The sequence below is a fragment of the Serratia proteamaculans genome (genome assembly GCF_946227095.1).
Lineage (GTDB): Bacteria > Pseudomonadota > Gammaproteobacteria > Enterobacterales > Enterobacteriaceae > Serratia > Serratia proteamaculans_E.
Window position 1 is genome coordinate 113,284 of record NZ_CAMISV010000006.1, and the last position, 20,741, is coordinate 134,024.

Here is a 20,741-nt window from a genome sequence, read left to right on the forward strand (position 1 = left end):
GTAACGGCGGCACGGGCTGCCGCTCGTTGCTTTACTGATCTTCTGGCGGCGTGAGCACCTGCAGGTGTTCGCGCAGTTGTCCCTCAATCGGCAGCGCCCGCTGGGTTTTCAGATCGACACAAACGAAGGTCAGCAACGCATCCGCCACCGCAGCCCCCGTGGCATCCTGCAATACCTTCTGGCTCAACACGCCACTTTTGCCGTTTAACTGCACCATCTGGCTGTCAATGCGTAACTTGTCGCCCAATACTGCCGGGGTGCGATAGTTAATGTTGATGTTCACTACGATGAAGGCGATGTTATTTTCCGTCATCCAGCGGAAACCTTCCTGGTTTTCCAGCCAATCCCAACGTGCCTCTTCCAGAAACTCCAGATAGCGGGCGTTATTCACGTGCTGATAAACATCAAGATGATAACCACGGACTTTGATAAAGGTCTGGTGCATAGGAAACGGCCGCTCCTGCCTGGTGATTACAGAAAGAAGGAGCCGCAAGCGACTCCTTCACCCATTTGGTCAAGGTGCCAAACTGGTAAGACCTGTAAAATGTAGCAGAGGAAAAAGGGCTGCATTATCACTTTGCCACGCAGCCGTGATCGAAATCACATTTTGAGCCGCGTGCGATTCCTTTCAAACAGTGCAGGCCCAATGCCCGGTACTTCCTGAAGCTGCTCAATCTGCGTAAAGGGGCCGTTCTGCTCACGGTAGCGCACAATACTCTCCGCTTTCTTCAACCCTACCCCCTTGAGTATGCTGGCCAGTTGTTCGGCATCAGCCTGATTAATACTGACCGATGCTTCTTCATTGACTGCCGCTCCGGCTTCTGCGCCTTGCCCTGCATTACCCGCCGGCACGGACAGCACCGGTTGCCCAGCTCCCACTTTCTCTTCCGCGGCCACCGATAGCCCGGCCAGGGAGAGCAGTGCTACGGTCAGCAACGCTTTGAAGCTGAAAGCCTTTACCGCTTTTATTTCTGTAAGTTGCATGCTGTGTCCTCCTTGTGTTTAACAGCAAGCTCACCTTGCCGCAGCGGGAAAACTTCAGCAATTAGCGGATTTCATATATGGAAAAGGCCGCGAAAGCGGCCTTTGAGGAGTACATTACGTTGCAGAAAACTGCGGCGCTTTACTGAGGTTGCTGCTGCTCAGCGGCACCCATGGTGATCTTGGCTTCTTTGCGCAGGCTAGCCAGCAAGGAGTCAAAGGACACACCAGTCGCACCTTCTTCCATTTTGCTGACGAAGGTTTTCATTTCTTCTGCCGACAAGGTGCCAGGGTTGACTGCATCCAGCGCAATCAGCACCACGTTGTCCTGGCGATCCTGCGACATGCCATAGACCGGCTTGCCTTCCTGCGGATGCGGCAACGCGAACACGCTTTGCACCAACTGGCTGTCTTCCGGCGCACGTGCCATTTTCTGCACGCTGCCAAAGCTCAGACCGGCCGCTTTCATCGCCTCGTCGCCCTTACCCTGTTTCAGCTCAACCAGCAGCTTCTCGCCCTGCAGTTTCGCTTCCTGTTCCGCTTTGTTGCGTTTGACCAGCTCCGCCACACGATCTTTCACCTGGTCGAAGGGTTCAATGCCTTCCGGCTTGTGGCCAGACACGCGGATCACGAAGGCACGGTCGCCATCAACGGTGATCACATCGGAGTTGCTGCCCGGAGAACCGCCCTCACCAATCAGTGTGCCGTCGAAAATCGACTGAATGACCGGTTTGAAGTTCAGCGCTGCCGGAATATTGTCGCGGGTAAACCAGTCGGTATGTGCCGCTTTCACACCAGCAGCCTCTTCGGCTGATGCCAGAGACTCGTTATCGCTGGTAGCCGCTTCACTGACCTTCTGCTGCAGCGCGTAATAAGCGTCTACGGCTTTCTCCTGCTTAACCTGCTTGGCGATGGCGTCACGCACTTCGCTCAACGGCTTCACTTTCTCCGGCTGAATGTCGTTCAGACGGATCACCAGATAGCCTACTGAGGACTTCACGACGCCGGAAAGCTGGCCTTTTTCGGTCAGGTTAGCCTGCTTCAGTTCGTCTGCCGTGGTGTCCGGCTCCAGCCAGCCCAGCTCACCACCAGTACGGCGTGAGATGATGTCGGTGGATTTGTCTTTCGCCAGCGTAGCGAAATCGCCGCCTTTTTTCAGTTCATCCAGTACCGCATTGGCTTCCGCCTCGGTTTTCAACTGGATCACGCTGTAGTTCTTGCGCTCAGGCTGGCCGTAGCTGCTTTTGTGCTGGTCGTAGTAGGCGCTGATATCCGCGTCGGCTACCGTTACCTTGTCCTGCATGGAAGCGGCGTCCATTGGGATATAGCTTACTTTGACCTGTTCTGGCGCAATAAAGCTGTTCTTGTTCTGGCTGTAGTAGTCTTTCAGCTCGTCGTCGGTCACGGTCTGCTTGGCCTGCAACGCTTTCAGATCCAGCGTCGCCAGACGCACATCGCGCTGTTGCAGCACCAGTGCCGTCATGTCCTGAGCTTCGGCAGGCAGAATGAAGCCTGAACCGCCGAAGGCCTGGATCACCTGCTGGTTAACCAGCTGCTGACGCATGGACTGCGCAAAGTTGTCGGCGGTGTAACCCATGCGGCTAATCAGATCGAGATATTTGGCGTTATCGAACTGGCCGTCAGTCTGGAAGTAAGGCGCTTTGCGGATAGCGTCTTTTACCTGATCGTCGCTGACGCTCAGGCCTAATTTCTTAGCATATTGGTCCAGCAGCATGTTGTCGATCAACTGTGACAGCGCCTGGTGACGCATCTGCTGCATATAGCCTTCGTTGCCCGCCAATGCGGAGAACTGGTCACCCAGCTGTTGCTGCATGCGGCTGCGTTCGCTTTGGAAAGCCTGTTCCAGCTGAGCGCGCTCGATCACCTGACCATTTACTTTCGCTGCATAATCGCCGGAACCGCCGATCAGGTAGTTACCCACCCCGGTCAAAATAAATGACAAGATGATCAGGGCCAGGATGATTTTGAGCACGACGTTATTAGCTGCCGCGCGTAAATTGTCCATCATAGTGTGACAACACTCCGCTGTGATGTGGATTAAAAACACCCTTGCGCAGGCGCGTTCCCTGCGACAAAAATAAAAAAAGCGCATCAATCTGATGCGCCTTATATCTTACCTTACCAGCACCGTTGCGTCAGGTGATTGTTTATTACAAAGCCCTGTAACGCTAAACGGTTAGACGCAAACAATCAGTTTACTGCGTCTTTCAGAGCTTTCCCTGCACGGAAGGCCGGAACTTTGGCTGCCGCGATGGCGATCTCTTTACCGGTTTGCGGATTACGGCCAGTACGGGCCGAACGCTCACGCACGGTGAAGGAACCGAAACCTACCAGGGCCACATCATCCCCTTCCTTCAAGGATTCAGTAACAGATGCAATCACTGCATCTAAAGCACGCCCAGCTGCCGCTTTGGAAATATCAGCACCTGCGGCAATTTTGTCGATCAGTTGTGACTTATTCACTCTATCATCCCCTCTAGAATTCAATCGTCGCACCGAAAAATCCCTACGGCGCGACAGCGCAGCTGTTATATCAATCCCATCGTGCCTTGGCAAGCCACCGAAAGCGTGACAAAACGCGGGCCGACAGCTGTCTAACTTAGCGGTACAAAAAAAGACTGGCAAGTCCGAAATGACTTGCCAGCATAAGTTTTATCAATGGTTTTTGCGATACGTCACTATTTTGCCGCTACCGGCAGTGCGCCGAAGGCCGGATTCAGCAACGCAAGGTTCAAAACTTCATCAATTCGTTGTACCGGATGAATATCCAGATCGGCGATAACATTCGCCGGGATCTCTTCCAGATCGCGCTTGTTTTCATACGGGATCAGCACGGTTTTGATACCGCCGCGATGGGCCGCCAGCAGTTTCTCTTTCAGGCCACCAATCGGCAGTACCTGACCACGCAGCGTGATCTCGCCGGTCATCGCCACATCGGCGCGAACCGGGTTGCCCGTCAGACAGGAAACCAGCGCGGTACACATCGCAATACCGGCGCTCGGGCCATCCTTCGGTGTAGCGCCTTCCGGCACGTGCACGTGGATGTCACGCTTCTCGTAAAAATCAGGGTTAATGCCCAATTTATCCGCGCGCGCACGCACTACGGTCAATGCAGCCTGAATCGATTCCTGCATCACTTCACCGAGCGAGCCGGTGTAGGTCAGCTTACCTTTGCCCGGTACGCAGGCGGTTTCGATTGTCAGCAGATCGCCACCCACTTCCGTCCACGCCAGGCCGGTAACCTCACCCACCCGGTTTTCGGTATCCGCACGGCCGTAGTCGACACGCTGTACGCCTAGGTAGTCTTTCAGGTTGTCGCCGTTGATCTCAATATGCTTGATCTTCTTGTCCATCAGCAGCGTTTTCACCGCTTTACGGCACAACTTGGAGATTTCACGCTCCAGGCTACGCACCCCAGCTTCACGGGTGTAGAAGCGGATAATGCCGGTGATGGCGCTATCGTCGACCGTCAGCTCACCTTTCTTCAGGGCGTTACGCTCAAGCTGCTTCGGCAACAGGTGCTGCTTGGCAATGTTAAGCTTCTCGTCCTCGGTGTATCCAGACAGACGGATCACTTCCATACGGTCCAGCAGCGGCGCAGGAATGTTCATCGAGTTCGAGGTAGCCACGAACATCACGTCAGACAGATCGTAATCCACTTCCAGATAGTGATCGTTAAACGCCACGTTCTGTTCCGGATCCAGTACCTCAAGCAGTGCAGAGGCTGGGTCACCGCGCATGTCGGAAGACATCTTGTCGATCTCATCCAGCAGGAACAGCGGGTTTTTCACCCCAACCTTGGCCATTTTCTGGATCAGCTTGCCCGGCATGGAACCGATATAGGTACGACGGTGACCGCGAATTTCCGCTTCGTCACGCACGCCACCCAACGCCATACGCACGTACTGGCGACCGGTCGCTTTGGCGATCGACTGACCCAGCGAGGTTTTACCTACGCCAGGAGGCCCTACCAGACACAGGATAGGCCCTTTGATTTTGCTGACACGGCTCTGTACTGCGAGATACTCAAGAATACGGTCTTTGACGCGCTCCAGGCCGTAGTGATCGATATCGAGCACTTCCTGCGCCTTGAGCAGGTCTTTCTTAACCTTGCTGCGCGCATTCCACGGCACCTGCAGCATCCAGTCGATGTAGCCGCGTACCACGGTGGCTTCCGCAGACATTGGCGACATCATTTTCAGCTTTTGCAGTTCCGCTTCGGTTTTTTCACGCGCGTCTTTCGGCATTTTCGCCGCTTCGATCTTGCGCTTCAGCGCTTCATGCTCGTCTGGCGCATCGTCCATCTCGCCCAGTTCTTTCTGAATCGCCTTCATCTGCTCATTCAGATAGTACTCGCGCTGACTTTTTTCCATCTGTTTTTTGACGCGGTTACGGATACGTTTTTCAACCTGCAGCAGGTCGATTTCCGATTCCATCATCGCCATCAGGTATTCAAGACGTTCAGTGATATCGAACATCTCCAGTACCGACTGCTTGTCGCTGAGTTTCAGCGGCATGTGCGCAGCGATGGTATCCGCCAGGCGTGCAGCATCGTCGATGCTGTTCAATGACGTCAGCACCTCCGGTGGAATTTTCTTGTTCAGTTTGATGTAGCCTTCAAACTGATTGATTGCAGTGCGCACCAGCACTTCTTGTTCACGCTCATCAATCGCAGGTGACTCAAGATATTCGGCCTGGGCAGCAAAATGCTCTCCGCTGTCGGAAAGCGTAGTAATACGCGCCCGCTGCAGCCCTTCGACCAGCACTTTTACCGTGCCATCAGGCAATTTCAGCATTTGCAGGATCGACGCTACGGTGCCGACAGAGAACAAATCATTAATGCCAGGTTCATCCGTTGAGGCCTCTTTCTGTGCCACCAGCATGATCTTCTTATCATGATCCATTGCTGCTTCGAGGCACCGAATTGATTTTTCCCGGCCAACAAATAACGGGATCACCATGTGCGGATAAACCACCACGTCGCGCAACGGCAAGACGGGGATTTCTATGCGTTCGGAACGCTCAGGGTTCATAGAGCTCTCTCTTAAGTTTAACTTCCGCCAGGTTGAGGGGGAATCTCATGAGACGCAAGCATCAAACGTTTCATAAAATCTGGTTAATGAGTATATGGGGATGAATCTCTTACATTCAACGGCAGAATGCAGGAAATAAAAATGGGGGATAAAATCCCCCATTTTGACATTAACTTTCTGGTTTGACTGGCGAATTATTCGCCTGAAGCCTGTGCTTCCGGTTTGCCGTAAATCAGCAAGGGTTTGGACTGGCCGGCGATGACCGACTCGTCGATCACCACTTTGTCGACGCTGTCCATTGATGGCAGGTCATACATGGTGTCCAGCAGCGCGGCTTCAACGATAGAACGCAGACCACGTGCACCGGTTTTACGCTTCATGGCCTTCTTGGCGATGGCGTTCAGTGCTTCTTCGCGGAACTCCAGCTCCACACCTTCCAGATTGAACAATGCCTGATACTGTTTGGTCAGGGCATTTTTCGGCTCTTTCAGGATCTGGATCAGCGCATCTTCGCTCAGCTCACTCAGCGTGGCCACTACCGGCAGACGACCGATGAACTCAGGGATCAGACCAAACTTGATCAGATCTTCCGGCTCGGCTTGCAACAGCAGTTCGCCTTCGGTCGCTTTCTCAGCCTCACCCTTCACGGTGGCGCCAAAACCAATACCGGAACCGGTATTCACGCGCTGACCGATCACCTTATCCAGGCCGGCAAAGGCGCCGCCACAGATAAACAGGATTTTCGAGGTATCAACCTGCAGGAATTCCTGCTGTGGATGCTTACGGCCACCCTGCGGCGGAACGGCGGCAATGGTGCCTTCGATCAGCTTCAACAGCGCCTGCTGCACGCCTTCACCCGAAACGTCACGGGTAATCGACGGGTTGTCTGACTTACGAGAAATCTTATCGATTTCATCGATGTAGACAATGCCGCGCTGGGCTTTCTGCACGTCGTAGTCACACTTCTGCAGCAGCTTCTGGATAATGTTTTCCACGTCCTCGCCCACATAACCGGCTTCGGTCAGCGTGGTGGCATCGGCCATGGTGAAAGGCACATCCAGGAAGCGTGCCAGCGTTTCCGCCAGCAAGGTTTTACCGCTACCGGTAGGCCCAATCAGCAGAATGTTGCTTTTGCCCAACTCGATACCGTTGCTGGTATCGCCGTTGCGCAGGCGTTTGTAGTGGTTATACACCGCGACTGCCAGCACTTTCTTCGCCGGTTCCTGACCGATGACGTAGTCATCCAGGTGATGGCGGATCTCGTGCGGCGTCGGTAGCGCACTGCGCTCACGATGCGGTGAAACTTCTTTAATCTCTTCGCGAATAATGTCGTTACACAGGTCAACACATTCATCGCAGATATACACTGACGGACCGGCAATCAGCTTACGCACTTCATGCTGGCTTTTGCCGCAGAAAGAGCAGTACAGCAGCTTTCCTGAACCGTCTTTGCGCTTATCTGTCATCAGTAAACCTCTTCTTTAGTCTTTGTCCCGCAGGAAAATCACGGCGGCCGTGCGCCCCGAATTCATACCGGGAATGCCGATAATGCTCACCAGAGCGAGCCACGCCCGCTCTGATTACTATAGTCTATCGGCTCGCACAATTATCTCGCCAGCCGCGTGGTGTTACTTGCGGTGCGTCAGAATACCGTCAACCAGACCATATTCTACCGCTTCTTCCGCGGTCATAAAGCGATCGCGCTCGGTATCGCGTTCGATCTGCTCCAGTGTCTGGCCGGTGTGTTCTGCCATCAGCTCATTCATACGCGCCTTCACCTTCAGGATTTCACGCGCATGGATTTCGATATCCGTCGCCTGGCCCTGATAGCCGCCCAGCGGCTGGTGGATCATCACGCGTGAATTCGGCAGACAGAAGCGTTTGCCCTTGGCACCGGCAGTCAGCAGGAAGGAGCCCATCGAGCACGCCTGGCCCATACAAATGGTGCTGACGTCCGGCTTGATGAACTTCATGGTGTCATAGATTGACATGCCTGCGGTGATCACGCCACCCGGGGAGTTAATGTAGAGGAAAATGTCTTTTTCCGGGCTTTCTGCTTCGAGGAACAGCATCTGCGCCACAATCAGGTTGGCCATGTGATCTTCGACCTGGCCGGTCAGGAAAATAATGCGCTCTTTCAGCAGGCGGGAATAAATGTCGTAAGAACGCTCCCCGCGTGAAGTCTGCTCTACCACCATCGGCACCAGGGCCATGTTAGGTGCAAATTGATCTCGTTCGCCACTGTATGACATTACCGTCTCCTAATAGAAATTGCCTTGGCGGCCAGGGTTACACCCTATTACACCGATTCTACTTGAGAACGGTCATGATGACTATGCTCAAGCATTCGACCCACGCCACACGTACCCGACGGTTTATCTTATCCCGCGCACTCTGGCAAACAGCCTAAATATATACATTTTACAGATTGGGGCCACTGTCAGAATTTCAAGCCCGGCGGCGTATTTTTAGCGGTTATCCTGCACACCTTCGCGGCGGGTGATAACCATCATGCCAGACTGTTACAAGATCAACAGTGTAAATATAGTGCATATTGTCACGCTTAACCTGAGATTAATCAGCAACGTGGCAAAAAGAAAAGCCCGCAACCGAAGGTTACGGGCTTTTTTAACGCCGGGACCGACCAGGCGGCCCCGAGAGCGCAACGAGTTGCGCCCTGGCGTACAGACATTACGCCTGTTGAGTCTGGTTCATCAGCTCGCTGAAGGTAGTGGCTTTCTCAGTCACTTTCGCTTTTGCCAGCAGGGCTTCAACCGCTTGTTCTTCCAGAGCAACGTTGCGCATATTGTTCATCAGCTCTTTGTTTTTGCTGTAGAACTCAACAACTTCACTTGGATCTTCGTAAGCAGAAGCCATTTCTTCGATCAGCGTTTTAACGCGATCTTCGTCAGCTTTCAGATCGTTGGTGCTGATCACTTCGCCCAGCAGCAGACCGACAACGACGCGACGCTTAGCCTGCTCTTCGAACAGTTCGCGTGGCAGTTCCAGCGCTTGCTTCTCGTTGCCGCCGAAACGCTGTGCAGCCTGACGGCGCAGAACGTCAACTTCGCCGTCGATCAGCGCAGCAGGAACGTCGATTTCGTTAGCGCTGACCAGGCCGTCGATTGCCTGAGTCTTGATGCGGTTACGCACTGCGCCTTTCAGCTCGCGCTCCATGTTTTTACGCACTTCAGCACGCAGGCCTTCGGTAGAACCATCAGCCACGCCGAAACGCTTGATGAATTCTTCAGTCAGCTCTGGCAGTTCACGCTCTTCCACTTTCTTCAGAACGATGTCGAACTTAGCCGCTTTACCCTTCAGATTTTCAGCGTGATAATCTTCTGGGAAGTTAACGTCGATAGCGAATTCTTCACCGGCTTTATGACCGACCAGACCTTCTTCAAAGCCTGGGATCATGCGGCCCTGGCCCATGGCCAGTACGAAATCAGAGGCTTTGCCGCCTTCGAATTCTTCACCGTCGATAGAGCCTGAGAAGTCAACGGTCACACGGTCTTCAGCCTGAGCTGCGCGATCGGTCTCTTTCCAGGTCGCCTGCTGCTTGCGCAGGGTGTCCAGCATGGTGTCAACGTCAGCGTCGTTAACTTCAACCACTGGCTTCTCAACTTCGATGCCATCCAGGCCTTTCAGCTCAACTTCCGGATACACTTCGAACTCAACGGTGAAAGTGAAATCTTCACCTTCTTTGTACTCGCCCGGCACGTAGTTTGGTGCGCCAGCCGGATTGATCTTTTCTTTGATGATCGCATCAACGAAGCTGCGTTGCATCGCATCGCCCAGTACGTCTTGACGAACGGAAGCGCCATAACGTTGCTCAACGATGTTCATCGGTACATGGCCTTTACGGAAGCCATCGATACGAACGCTTTTTGCAGCGTTGATCAGCTCTTTTTTAATAGCCTGCTTGATTGTATCAGCGGGTACAGTAATAGAGAGACGGCGCCCAAGGCCTTGAGTGGTTTCTACTGAAACTTGCATCTTGTTACCTCAAAAAAATCACAGTGCTCGGTCAACTCCGTTCCAAGAACCAGGACGGCTACATTACAGAACCGAGTTTCCTGATGACAGAAGCGTCCCGAAACCATTCCGGAAAAATAAGACGCGACATTATAGCGGCGCATGCGGAGCGAGTCGAGGAAAGCAAGGCGGCGGCGGCGCGCTAAAACTCACACTTTTGCCGATTTGATCGCCAAAAGGCCGCCGAAGCCGACCCGGCCTTGGCTGCATTGCGCATCGGCTGTGTCGTCGTCAAAAACAGAAACGGCCCGCAGGCCGTTCCAAAATTCGTCTGTAGTAATACCCCAAATCGTGGTCAAAGTTCCACTGATACCGCAAATTTAGCCATCAGGCCAGGGTACCGGCCCCACGACAAGGGGGAGAAGCCGGCACGGTATCCTGCAACCCTTCCCACTCTTTCAGGGTATAGGTGTGCAGCGCCAGCGCATGCACGCCATCGGACAACTCTTCCGACAGGACGCCGTAAATCGAGCGATGTCGTGTCAGGAAACGTTCGCCGACGAAGCGATCGCTGACCAACACCACCTTGAAATGGCTTTCTGAACCCGCCGGAACGTTATGACGATAGCTTTCATCAACGACTTCCAGATACGCGGGCTCAAATGCCGCCCTTAACTTTGCTTCTATTTGCTCGCGAATCATAGGATCTCCTTACTACACCGGCAGAGGACCGTCCCCATCTATTTCAATATTAGCCGCTTTCTCCCCGTTTAGACCATTCCTCAGCTAAATTTCTCTTCTTTGCGGGCAAAAAACGGCCAACATCCGTCGCCGCTTGAGGTTTTTCTGATTGAGACGCTCAAAAAAGCATGTTTTTATCAACGGCAGGTAAAAATTTGTCACTCCGGTGCGTTCTGCGCTTCCTCCGGCCGGCGGCGATGCTATGATGTCGACAATTTGTTGTTGGCTATCCCGCTCTGATTATTACAGAAAGCTTGCTCAAATCGGCCTCTCTGTCATGGGCTGTTTGCGTCGGCTTAAAATCCATCGAGAATGAGACAGTAACTATGTTAAAGAAACTTTGCCTTCCACTGTTGGCCGCATTGATGCTGGCCGGCTGTGCTACCAGCAGCAACACCCTGAACGTCACGCCGAAGATCGTCTTGCCACAGCAGGATCCGACGCTGCAAGGTGTGACCATCAGCATTAACGGCGCGGATCAGCGCCAGGACCAGGCACTGGCGAAAGTGAACCGCGACGGCCAGTTGGTGACCCTGACCCCATCCCGCGATCTGCGCTTCCTGCTGCAGGAAGTGCTGGAGAAACAAATGGGCGCACGCGGCTATATGATCGGTGCTGACGGTGCCGTTGACCTGCAAATCGTGGTCAATAACCTGTATGCAGACGTCTCCGAAGGCAACCTGCGCTACAACATCACCACCAAGGCCGATATCTCTATCACCGCCCAGGCGAAGAACGGCAACAAGCAGGTGAAGAACTACCGCTCAACCTATAACGTGCAGGGCGCCTTCACGGCGACCAACGAGAAAATCACCAACGCGGTTAACACCGTTCTGGGTGACGTTATTGCCGATATGGCGCAGGACACCAGCGTCAACGACTTTATCAAGCAAAACGCACGTTAAGCCACGAACGCCTTGTGCCGCCCAAACCATCGGGCGGTGCAGACAGGGAACTCATGTCGAAAAACTATCTGAATATCTTCACCCAGCGTAACTCCGCTATCCTCCTGCTGCTGGGCTTTGCGTCGGGTCTGCCGCTGGCATTGACCTCCGGCACGCTGCAAGCCTGGATGACCGTCGAAAACATCGATCTGAAAACCATCGGCATCTTTTCGCTGGTCGGTCAGGCCTATGTGTTCAAATTCCTGTGGTCACCCTTTATGGACCGCTACACCCCGCCATTCCTTGGGCGGCGGCGCGGCTGGCTGCTGATCAGCCAATTGCTGCTGGTGGTGTCGATTGTGGCGATGGGCTTTATGCAACCGGCGCAGCACCTGTGGTGGTTGGCGGCGCTGGCGGTGCTGGTGGCGTTCTGTTCTGCGTCGCAGGATATTGTTTTCGACGCCTATAAAACCGATCTGTTGAGCGCTGAAGAACGTGGCACTGGCGCTGCGGTCTCGGTTCTGGGTTACCGGCTGGCGATGCTGGTGTCCGGCGGGCTGGCGCTGTGGCTGGCGGATCGCTATTTCGGCTGGCAGTCTACCTACTGGCTGATGGCCGGGTTGATGCTGATCGGTATCGTCGCCACCCTATTGGCACCGGAGCCGGACAACAGCATTCCTGCACCGCGCACCATGGAGGAGGCAGTCGTCGCCCCGCTGCGTGATTTCTTCGCACGTAACAACGCCTGGCTGATCCTACTGCTGATCGTGATGTACAAGATGGGCGATGCCTTTGCCGGCAGCCTGAGCACCACTTTCCTGATCCGCGGCGTCGGCTTCGATGCCGGGGAAGTCGGGCTGGTGAACAAAACTCTCGGCCTGTTTGCCACCATCGTCGGTGCGCTGTTTGGCGGCGTACTGATGCAACGCCTTAGCCTGTTCCGTGCCCTGATGCTGTTCGGCATCCTGCAGGCGGTCTCCAATCTCGGTTACTGGATACTGGCGGTCACCGATAAAAACATCATGACCATGGGCAGCGCCATCTTCCTGGAAAACCTGTGCGGCGGCATGGGCACCGCTGCCTTCGTCGCGCTGCTGATGACGTTGTGTAACCGGTCATTTTCCGCCACCCAGTTTGCCCTGCTGTCGGCGCTGTCGGCGGTCGGACGCGTCTATGTTGGCCCGATTGCCGGCTGGTTTGTCGAAGCACACGGCTGGCCGCTGTTCTATTTATTCTCGATTGCCGCTGCCTTGCCTGGTCTGCTGCTGTTGCGCCTGTGCCGTCAGACGCTGGAATACACGCAGCGCACCGATAACTTCATGCCACGCACCGAATTTCGCCAGTTTTACCGCTGGGCATTGCGCATGCTGACCCTGGGCTGCTCACTGCTGGGGCTGTGGTTGATTCTGCTGATCACCAACGCGCTCGACTGGAGTGCCTTGCCGAACCTGGCCGATCGGTTGTTGCAGATGGGTGCCGCGTTAAGTCTGGTCGGCATTGTGATGGGCAGTTTGCTGGACTATCTGGCACTGCGCCGCACTAAACTTGCCTGATATCGTCGGCCGGTGGTCACACCGGTCGGCAAAAATGCATCAGCGTGATGAGTTTATTTCGGATAAAAGAACATAAATGGCGGAAGGATTATTTTTTTATCCGACTAAAGCACTCGGAAATAAAATTAAATTCACCTTAAATACACAATTATTTTACATTAAATAAACCTTTCCAGCGTATTTAAAAACGGCAGCTAAATCTGCCAAACTCAGCATACCTTTAGTTTTCCTTAACATAGGGGATGCTCGTCACGATTCAGCGAGCCAACGCTTTGTTGCCATTAGTAAATTGTCACGCAACGTGACATCTGTGACCCCCTTAACAGAAAGTGTCAACAAGGCGCTGACACTCCCTTAAGCATGTTTACAGTACTGCAACCTTCCCGTAAAATGCCCTCACACATGAAACGACAATATAGAGCCTTTGTAATTGGGGTCGTTAGATGAGACTTAAGAAATACAATAAAAGTATTGGGATGTTGTCATTAATTGCTTCCACTGTAATGCTCAGCGGTTGCAATATGGTATTGATGAATCCCAAAGGAGCAATTGGTGTTGAGCAACGGACACTGATTATCACTGCAATCGCCTTGATGTTGATCGTGGTGGTGCCAGTCATCTTTATGGCGTTCGCCTTTGCCTGGAAGTACCGTGCTTCCAACAAAGATGCCAAATACAGTCCGAACTGGTCACACTCCAACAAAATCGAAGCGGTCGTCTGGACCATTCCTATCATTATCATCGCCATCCTTGGCACCATTACCTGGAAGACTACCCACGAGCTGGATCCGTTCAAGCCGATTGTCACTGACAAGAAGCCGATGACGATCGAAGTGGTGTCGCTTGACTGGAAATGGCTGTTTATCTACCCAGAACAAGGCATCGCAACGGTTAATGAACTGGCTTTCCCGAAAGATGTTCCAGTTGAATTCAAAATCACCTCTAACTCGGTAATGAACTCGTTCTTTATTCCTCAGTTAGGTGGGCAGATTTATGCGATGGCCGGGATGCAGACCAAACTGCACCTGATCGGCAATGAAGCAGGCAAATACGACGGTATTTCCAGCAGCTTCAGCGGTCGCGGGTTCTCCGGCATGAAATTCACCGCCATTGTCACCCCAACCGAAGGCGACTTCGATCAGTGGGTTGCCAAGGTGAAAGCATCGTCGACTAACCTTAACGCCACCAGCGACTTTAACAAACTGGCAGAGCCGAGTGAAAATAACCCGGTCGAGTACTTCTCCAGTGTCAAACCTAATTTGTTCAAAGAAACTATTGGCAAATTCATGGGCGATATGAACATGCACAAGGGCGCTACCACGCACGAAGGTATGGACATGAGCCAGGGTATGGACATGGGTGAACATGCTGCTCACGCCGGAGCCGAGGAATAAAACTGATGTTGGGAAAATTAACGATTGATGCGGTTCCGTACCACGAACCGATCATCATGGTCACCGTTGCTGCAATTGTTATCGGGGGCCTGGCTCTGCTGGCGCTGATAACCTATTTCGGCAAGTGGAAATGGCTATGGAGCGATTGGCTGACTTCGGTCGACCATAAAAAAATTGGTATCATGTACATCATCGTGGCAATGGTTATGTTGCTGCGTGGTTTTGCCGATGCCATCATGATGCGTAGCCAGCAGGCGCTTGCGTCCGCCGGCGAGGCCGGATTCCTGCCGCCGCACCACTACGACCAGATATTTACCGCCCACGGCGTAATCATGATCTTCTTCATGGCGATGCCTTTCGTGGTCGGCCTGATGAACGTGGTTGTCCCCTTGCAAATCGGTGCGCGTGATGTTGCCTTCCCGTTCCTGAACTCCCTGAGTTTCTGGTTCTTCGTGGTGGGTGTCGTACTGATCAACATCTCTCTGGGGGTCGGTGAGTTTGCGCAGACCGGTTGGTTGGCGTATCCGCCGCTGTCGGGCAAGGAATACAGTCCTGGCGTCGGGGTCGATTACTGGATCTGGAGTCTGCAGATTTCCGGTCTGGGTACCCTGTTGACCGGTGTGAACTTCTTCGCCACCATCATGAAGATGCGTGCTCCTGGCATGCCTCTGATGAAGATGCCGGTGTTCACCTGGGCGGCGCTGTGTACTAACGTCCTGATCATCGTTTCTTTCCCAATTCTGACTGTTACCATCGCGTTGCTGACCCTGGATCGCTACCTGGGCTTCCATTTCTTTACCAATGATATGGGCGGCAACATGATGATGTACATCAACCTGATTTGGGCCTGGGGTCACCCAGAGGTGTATATCCTGGTTCTGCCAGTGTTTGGTGTGTTCTCTGAAGTCACCGCGACCTTCTCAAGAAAACGTCTGTTCGGCTATACCTCACTGGTATGGGCAACCATCGCGATTACCGTTCTGTCGTTCATCGTATGGCTGCACCACTTCTTTACCATGGGGTCCGGCGCGAACGTTAACGCCTTCTTCGGTATCGCCACCATGATCATTTCCATCCCTACCGGGGTGAAAATCTTCAACTGGCTGTTCACCATGTACCAGGGCCGCATTCAGCTCAACTCCGCAATGCTGTGGACCATCGGCTTCATCATCACCTTCTCCGTGGGTGGGATGACCGGCGTTCTGCTGGCAGTACCGGGCGCGAACTTCGTGCTGCACAACAGTCTGTTCCTGATTGCCCACTTCCATAACGTGATTATCGGCGGTGTGGTGTTCGGTTGCTTCGCCGGCCTGACCTACTGGTTCCCTAAATCCTTCGGCTTCACGCTGAACGAAACCTGGGGTATCCGTGCGTTCTGGTTCTGGATCATCGGTTTCTTCGTGGCCTTTATGCCGCTGTATGCTCTGGGCTTTATGGGTATGACTCGTCGTATCAGCCAGAACATCAACCCAGAGTTCCACCCACTGCTGCTGGTAGCGGCTGGCGGCGCGGCTCTGATTGCCTGCGGTATCCTGTGCCAACTGATTCAGATCTACGTCAGTGTGCGTGACCGTGAGCAGAACCGTGATCTGACCGGTGACCCATGGGGCGCTCGTACGCTGGAGTGGTCTACTTCGTCTCCACCGCCGTTCTATAACTTTGCCGTAGTGCCACAGATTCATGACCGTGATGAATTCTGGGACATGAAAGAAAAAGGCAACGCTTATAAGAAACCGGCGAAATACGAGCCGATTCATATGCCGAAAAATACCGGTGCCGGTGTGATTATTGCTGGCTTCAGCCTGGTATTTGGTTTCGCGATGATCTGGGATATCTGGTGGATGGCGATCGCTGCCTTCGTAGGTATGATCGTGACCTGGATTGCCAAGAGCTTCGATCAAGATGTTGATTACTATGTGCAGGTTGATGAAATCGAGCGCATTGAAAACCAACACTATGAACAAATCAGCAAAGCAGGCGTGAAACATGTCAACTGATACTCTGACTAAGCATGATGCAGCCCATGCAGAGCATGGGCACCACGACGCAGGAGAGACCAAAGTCTTCGGATTCTGGATCTACCTGATGAGCGACTGTATTTTGTTTGCGAGCTTGTTCGCGACTTATGCAGTACTGGTGAACGGGACCGCTGGCGGTCCCTCTGGCAAAGACATCTTCGATCTGAAGTTTGTTCTGGTTGAGACCTTCCTGCTGTTGTTCAGCTCCATCACCTACGGTATGGCGATGATCGGCGTGAACAAAGGCAAGGTTGGCAGCGTGAATACCTGGCTGTTCCTGACCTTCCTGTTTGGTCTGGGCTTCGTAGCGATGGAAATCTATGAGTTCCATCACCTGATCGTTGAAGGCTATGGCCCGGATCGCAGTGCGTTCCTGTCCGGCTTCTTCGCACTGGTTGCTACCCACGGGCTGCACGTGACTACCGGTCTGGTTTGGATCGTTATCATGATGATTCAGGTCAGCAAGCGCGGCCTGACTTCAACCAATAAAACCCGTCTGATGTGCCTGAGCCTGTTCTGGCACTTCCTGGACGTGGTTTGGATCTGCGTATTCACCGTTGTTTACCTGCTGGGGGTTATGTCATGAGTCATTCATCCCATGAAACTTCTCACGGCGGCGCAAGCCACGGTAGCGTCAAGACCTATCTGATCGGCTTTATTCTGTCGATCATCCTGACGGTGATTCCATTTGCGATGGTGATGAGCGGCACCGCCTCTCACTCAACTATCCTGGCGGTTGTAGTCGGCATGGCGGTGATTCAGGTGGTTGTTCACCTGGTTTACTTCCTGCACATGAATACCTCATCGGAAGAGCGCTGGAACCTGGTGGCATTGCTGTTCACCGCTATGATCATCGGTATCGTTGTTGTGGGTTCACTCTGGATTATGTACAACCTCAACATCAATATGATGGTCGATTAAGAGCAGAGCTGGACGTGATGATTAAGCAATACCTGCAAGTAACTAAACCAGGAATTATTTTCGGCAATTTAATTTCTGTCGTCGGGGGGTTCCTGCTCGCCTCTAAAGGGAGCATCGACTATCCCCTGTTTCTCGCCACCCTGGTGGGTGTCTCGTTGGTTGTCGCTTCGGGCTGTGTGTTTAACAACTACATTGACCGCGACATCGACAAGAAAATGGAGAGAACGAAGAATCGGGTGCTGGTTAAAGGCCTGATCGCGCCGAGTGTAAGCCTGGTTTACGCTACCGCTCTGGGTATTGCGGGCTTTGCGTTGCTGTATATCGGCGCCAACCCGCTGGCCATGTGGCTGGCGGTGATGGGCTTTGTGGTTTATGTCGGCGTCTACAGCCTGTACATGAAACGCCACTCGGTCTATGGCACGTTGATCGGCAGCTTGTCGGGCGCTGCGCCGCCGGTTATCGGTTATTGCGCAGTCACCAACGAGTTCGATGCCGGTGCGTTGATCCTGCTGGCTATCTTTAGCCTGTGGCAGATGCCGCATTCCTATGCGATTGCCATCTTCCGCTTTAAAGATTACCAGGCAGCCAACATTCCGGTCCTGCCGGTAGTGAAAGGCATTTCGGTGGCGAAGAACCACATCACGGTCTACATTGTGGCGTTTATGATTGCCACCCTGATGTTGACCCTAGGCGGCTACGCCGGCTACAAATACCTGATTGTCGCTGCGGCAGTAAGCGTATGGTGGCTGGGTATGGCGCTGCGTGGTTACAAAACCGAAAATGACAGCGTCTGGGCACGTAAGCTGTTTGTGTTCTCGATTGTTGCCATCACTTCGCTGAGCGTAATGATGTCTATCGACTTCAGTGCGACAGCCGCGCCGGAAGCGCTGATGACGTACGTCTGGTAAGCCAAATCGTCTGTGAATGGGCCGCTTTAGCGGCCCATTTTATTTGTCTCGCCAAAAAGCCGACGAACTGTAATATCTGTTAAACAACATTAGATTTACCCCCCCTGCCCTTCACACTAAAATGACGCAGCTTTGACAGAAGCTATCCCCTCAGGCGCTATCACCGATAGCCTGACGGAATGGCTTTTAATGAGGTTTTAATGAACGATAATGCAATGACCCCGCTGGAACGACGAGCGACCTGGGGATTAGGAACCGTATTCTCACTGCGCATGCTGGGCATGTTTATGGTGCTGCCGGTACTGACCACCTACGGTATGGCGTTGAACGGCGCCAGCGAAACGCTAATCGGTATCGCCATCGGTATTTATGGACTAGCGCAGGCGGTGTTCCAGATCCCCTTCGGCCTGATCTCCGATCGTATCGGCCGCAAGCCGCTGATTGTCGGCGGCCTGCTGATCTTTGCGCTGGGTAGCGTAATTGCCGCCGCGACCGACTCCATCTGGGGCGTGATCCTTGGCCGAGCATTACAGGGCTCCGGCGCTATCGCCGCGGCGGTGATGGCACTGCTGTCCGACCTGACCCGGGAACAGAACCGCACCAAGGCGATGGCGTTTATCGGCGTCAGCTTCGGTATTACCTTTGCCATTGCCATGGTGGTGGGCCCGATCGTCACCCACGCCTTTGGCCTGCATGCGCTGTTTTGGATGATTGCAGTGCTGGCATTGGCCGGCATCGTGATCACTCTGGCGGTGGTCCCTTCTGCCAGCCACCACGTGTTGAACCGTGAATCCAGTATCGTGCGCGGCAGCTTCAGCAAGGTGTTGAGCAACTCCCGCCTGCTAAAGCTGAATTTCGGCATCATGTGTCTGCATATCCTGCTGATGTCCAGCTTCGTGGCGCTGCCGCTGGCGATGGAGAAAGCCGGTTTGGCCCCGAGTGAGCACTGGATTGTCTATCTGGTCACCATGCTGGTTTCTTTTGCCGCCGTGGTGCCGTTTATCATTTATGCCGAGAAAAAACGCCGTATGAAGCAGGTCTTCATGGGTTGCGTAGCGGTGTTATTCTGCGCTGAAGTGCTGCTGTGGCTGTCTGGTGCACACCTGTGGGGCATCATTGCCGGCGTGCAGCTGTTCTTTATGGCGTTTAACGTGATGGAAGCGATCCTGCCTTCGCTGATCAGTAAAGAGTCTCCAGCTGGCTACAAAGGGACGGCGATGGGGGTTTACTCCACCAGCCAGTTTATCGGCGTGGCGATCGGCGGCAGCCTGGGTGGCTTGCTGTATGGCCTGCAGGGTGCAGGACTGGTGTTTATTGCCGGGGCGGTATTAGCTGCCGTTTGGTTCCTGGTCAGCAGCACCATGCAAGAACCGCCTTACGTCAGCAGCCTGCGTATTACGCTGTCGGAACTGGCAGTGAAAGATTCGGCGTTGGAAAGCCGCCTGAAAGCCCAGCCGGGCGTGGCAGAAGCGATAGTGGTGCCGGAAGAGCGCAGTGCCTACGTCAAGGTCGATACCAAACAAACCAACCGCGGCCAATTGGAAGCGCTGGTGAATTCACTGTAAAGAAAAGGGCCAGCAAGCTGGCCCACGTTTGATAACAAAGTTGTTTTTAGCCCGCGATACCCGGGCCTAGCGCACCGAGGGGCGCTCCGGCAACTAAAGTTGCTACGACCCCTTCGGCACGCTCTCCCTAATAACTGGCTTTGTCAGTAGTTAGATAAACCTTAATCGCGGAAGTTCTTGAACTGGAAGGGCTGTCCCAGATCGGCACCGCGCACCAGCGCCATCACGCCTTGCAGATCGTCACGTGACTTGCCGGTTACCCGCACTTCATCACCCTGAATCTGAACCTGGACCTTCAGCTTGCTGTCTTTGATCAGCTTGACGAGTTTCTTCGCCTGGGCACTTTCAATCCCCTGCTTCAGCTTGGCGTCCACACTGTAGGTTTTACCGCTGTGAGTCAGTTCGTCCGGGATCTCAAGCGCGCTGCCTTCGATGCTGCGTTTGCTGAGTTTTTCACGCAGAATATCGAGCAACTGCTGCACCTGGAAATCAGACTCGCTGGCGACTTTAATGCTTTCGTCTTTTTCGTTCAGCTCAAAGCTGGCCGGTACGTTACGGAAATCCCAACGGGTGCCAAGATCGCGCGTGGCGTTCTCGACGGCGTTACGCACTTCCTGCATATCAATTTCGGAAACAATGTCGAAAGATGGCATACTTCTTCCTCCTGAATGAGAGCCTAATACGATAGGCGATTTCGATGCCGAGCATGATAACCGCTTTAGCGTCTCAGACAAAATCTGCTGAAGC

Annotated in this window: 19 protein-coding genes; 8 read left to right on the plus strand and 11 right to left on the minus strand. The window is 53.6% G+C overall.

Going from position 1 to position 20,741, the window contains the following annotated elements; genetic code table 11:
* Positions 1-31: 31 nt before the first annotated feature.
* From OC597_RS13920 to bolA, 10 genes are all read right to left on the minus strand, one after another.
* Positions 32-445 carry an acyl-CoA thioesterase gene (locus tag OC597_RS13920; protein WP_219015547.1) on the minus strand — a complete coding sequence of 138 codons (414 nt, stop codon included), beginning with the start codon at positions 443-445 and terminating at the stop codon, positions 32-34.
* A 155-nt stretch (positions 446-600) separates the two neighbouring features.
* Entirely contained in the window at positions 601-984 is a 384-nt protein-coding gene (locus tag OC597_RS13925; RefSeq protein WP_262209158.1) for a ComEA family DNA-binding protein, read from the minus strand.
* 139 nt (positions 985-1,123) lie between these two features.
* Positions 1,124-3,010 carry a peptidylprolyl isomerase gene (ppiD, locus tag OC597_RS13930; protein ID WP_261251700.1) on the minus strand — a complete coding sequence of 629 codons (1,887 nt, stop codon included), beginning with the start codon at positions 3,008-3,010 and terminating at the stop codon, positions 1,124-1,126.
* 182 nt (positions 3,011-3,192) lie between these two features.
* Positions 3,193-3,465: a nucleoid-associated protein HU-beta gene (hupB, locus tag OC597_RS13935; RefSeq protein ID WP_085115462.1), complete on the minus strand. Its 273-nt coding sequence runs from the start codon at positions 3,463-3,465 to the stop codon at positions 3,193-3,195.
* Between the two features lie 215 nt (positions 3,466-3,680).
* Complete coding sequence (lon, locus tag OC597_RS13940) at positions 3,681-6,035, minus strand: endopeptidase La (RefSeq protein ID WP_085115461.1); 2,355 nt, start codon at positions 6,033-6,035, stop codon at positions 3,681-3,683.
* 194 nt (positions 6,036-6,229) lie between these two features.
* Entirely contained in the window at positions 6,230-7,501 is a 1,272-nt protein-coding gene (gene clpX / locus OC597_RS13945; RefSeq protein WP_085115460.1) for an ATP-dependent protease ATP-binding subunit ClpX, read from the minus strand.
* 162 nt (positions 7,502-7,663) lie between these two features.
* On the minus strand, positions 7,664-8,287 hold the full coding sequence (clpP, locus tag OC597_RS13950) for an ATP-dependent Clp endopeptidase proteolytic subunit ClpP (RefSeq protein ID WP_012005535.1): 624 nt from the start codon (positions 8,285-8,287) through the stop codon (positions 7,664-7,666).
* Between the two features lie 439 nt (positions 8,288-8,726).
* Entirely contained in the window at positions 8,727-10,031 is a 1,305-nt protein-coding gene (gene tig / locus OC597_RS13955; protein ID WP_099062283.1) for a trigger factor, read from the minus strand.
* Between the two features lie 188 nt (positions 10,032-10,219).
* Positions 10,220-10,369: a hypothetical protein gene (locus OC597_RS13960; protein WP_153857822.1), complete on the minus strand. Its 150-nt coding sequence runs from the start codon at positions 10,367-10,369 to the stop codon at positions 10,220-10,222.
* 28 nt (positions 10,370-10,397) lie between these two features.
* Positions 10,398-10,712, minus strand: coding sequence for a transcriptional regulator BolA (gene bolA, locus OC597_RS13965; RefSeq protein WP_012005533.1), 315 nt, complete (start codon positions 10,710-10,712; stop codon positions 10,398-10,400).
* A gap of 365 nt (positions 10,713-11,077) precedes the next feature.
* On the opposite strand from bolA, the gene OC597_RS13970 reads away from it, so the two are divergent.
* From OC597_RS13970 to OC597_RS14005, 8 genes are all read left to right on the plus strand, one after another.
* On the plus strand, positions 11,078-11,656 hold the full coding sequence (locus tag OC597_RS13970) for a lipoprotein (RefSeq protein ID WP_006319785.1): 579 nt from the start codon (positions 11,078-11,080) through the stop codon (positions 11,654-11,656).
* Positions 11,657-11,709: 53 nt separating this feature from the next.
* The gene (ampG, locus tag OC597_RS13975; protein ID WP_262209165.1) at positions 11,710-13,188 is read left to right on the plus strand and encodes a muropeptide MFS transporter AmpG; all 1,479 of its coding nucleotides are present in this window, start codon (positions 11,710-11,712) and stop codon (positions 13,186-13,188) included.
* A gap of 443 nt (positions 13,189-13,631) precedes the next feature.
* Positions 13,632-14,582 (plus strand): cytochrome o ubiquinol oxidase subunit II, encoded by a 951-nt coding sequence (cyoA, locus tag OC597_RS13980; protein WP_037424327.1) that lies wholly within the window; start codon positions 13,632-13,634, stop codon positions 14,580-14,582.
* Positions 14,583-14,587: 5 nt separating this feature from the next.
* Positions 14,588-16,579: a cytochrome o ubiquinol oxidase subunit I gene (gene cyoB / locus OC597_RS13985; RefSeq protein ID WP_085115455.1), complete on the plus strand. Its 1,992-nt coding sequence runs from the start codon at positions 14,588-14,590 to the stop codon at positions 16,577-16,579.
* The gene (locus OC597_RS13990) at positions 16,569-17,186 is read left to right on the plus strand and encodes a cytochrome o ubiquinol oxidase subunit III (protein ID WP_261251697.1); all 618 of its coding nucleotides are present in this window, start codon (positions 16,569-16,571) and stop codon (positions 17,184-17,186) included. The genes cyoB and OC597_RS13990 overlap by 11 nt, the downstream gene beginning before the upstream one ends.
* Positions 17,183-17,521: a cytochrome o ubiquinol oxidase subunit IV gene (locus OC597_RS13995; RefSeq protein ID WP_085115453.1), complete on the plus strand. Its 339-nt coding sequence runs from the start codon at positions 17,183-17,185 to the stop codon at positions 17,519-17,521. The genes OC597_RS13990 and OC597_RS13995 overlap by 4 nt, the downstream gene beginning before the upstream one ends.
* Before the next feature lie 17 nt (positions 17,522-17,538).
* Positions 17,539-18,429, plus strand: a complete 891-nt coding sequence (cyoE, locus tag OC597_RS14000) for a heme o synthase (protein ID WP_012005526.1) — start codon at positions 17,539-17,541, stop codon at positions 18,427-18,429.
* Between the two features lie 200 nt (positions 18,430-18,629).
* On the plus strand, positions 18,630-19,994 hold the full coding sequence (locus OC597_RS14005; protein WP_112347699.1) for an MFS transporter: 1,365 nt from the start codon (positions 18,630-18,632) through the stop codon (positions 19,992-19,994).
* Positions 19,995-20,155: 161 nt separating this feature from the next.
* Here OC597_RS14005 and OC597_RS14010 read toward each other — a convergent pair whose 3' ends face one another.
* Complete coding sequence (locus OC597_RS14010; protein WP_085115451.1) at positions 20,156-20,647, minus strand: YajQ family cyclic di-GMP-binding protein; 492 nt, start codon at positions 20,645-20,647, stop codon at positions 20,156-20,158.
* Positions 20,648-20,741 lie beyond the last annotated feature (94 nt).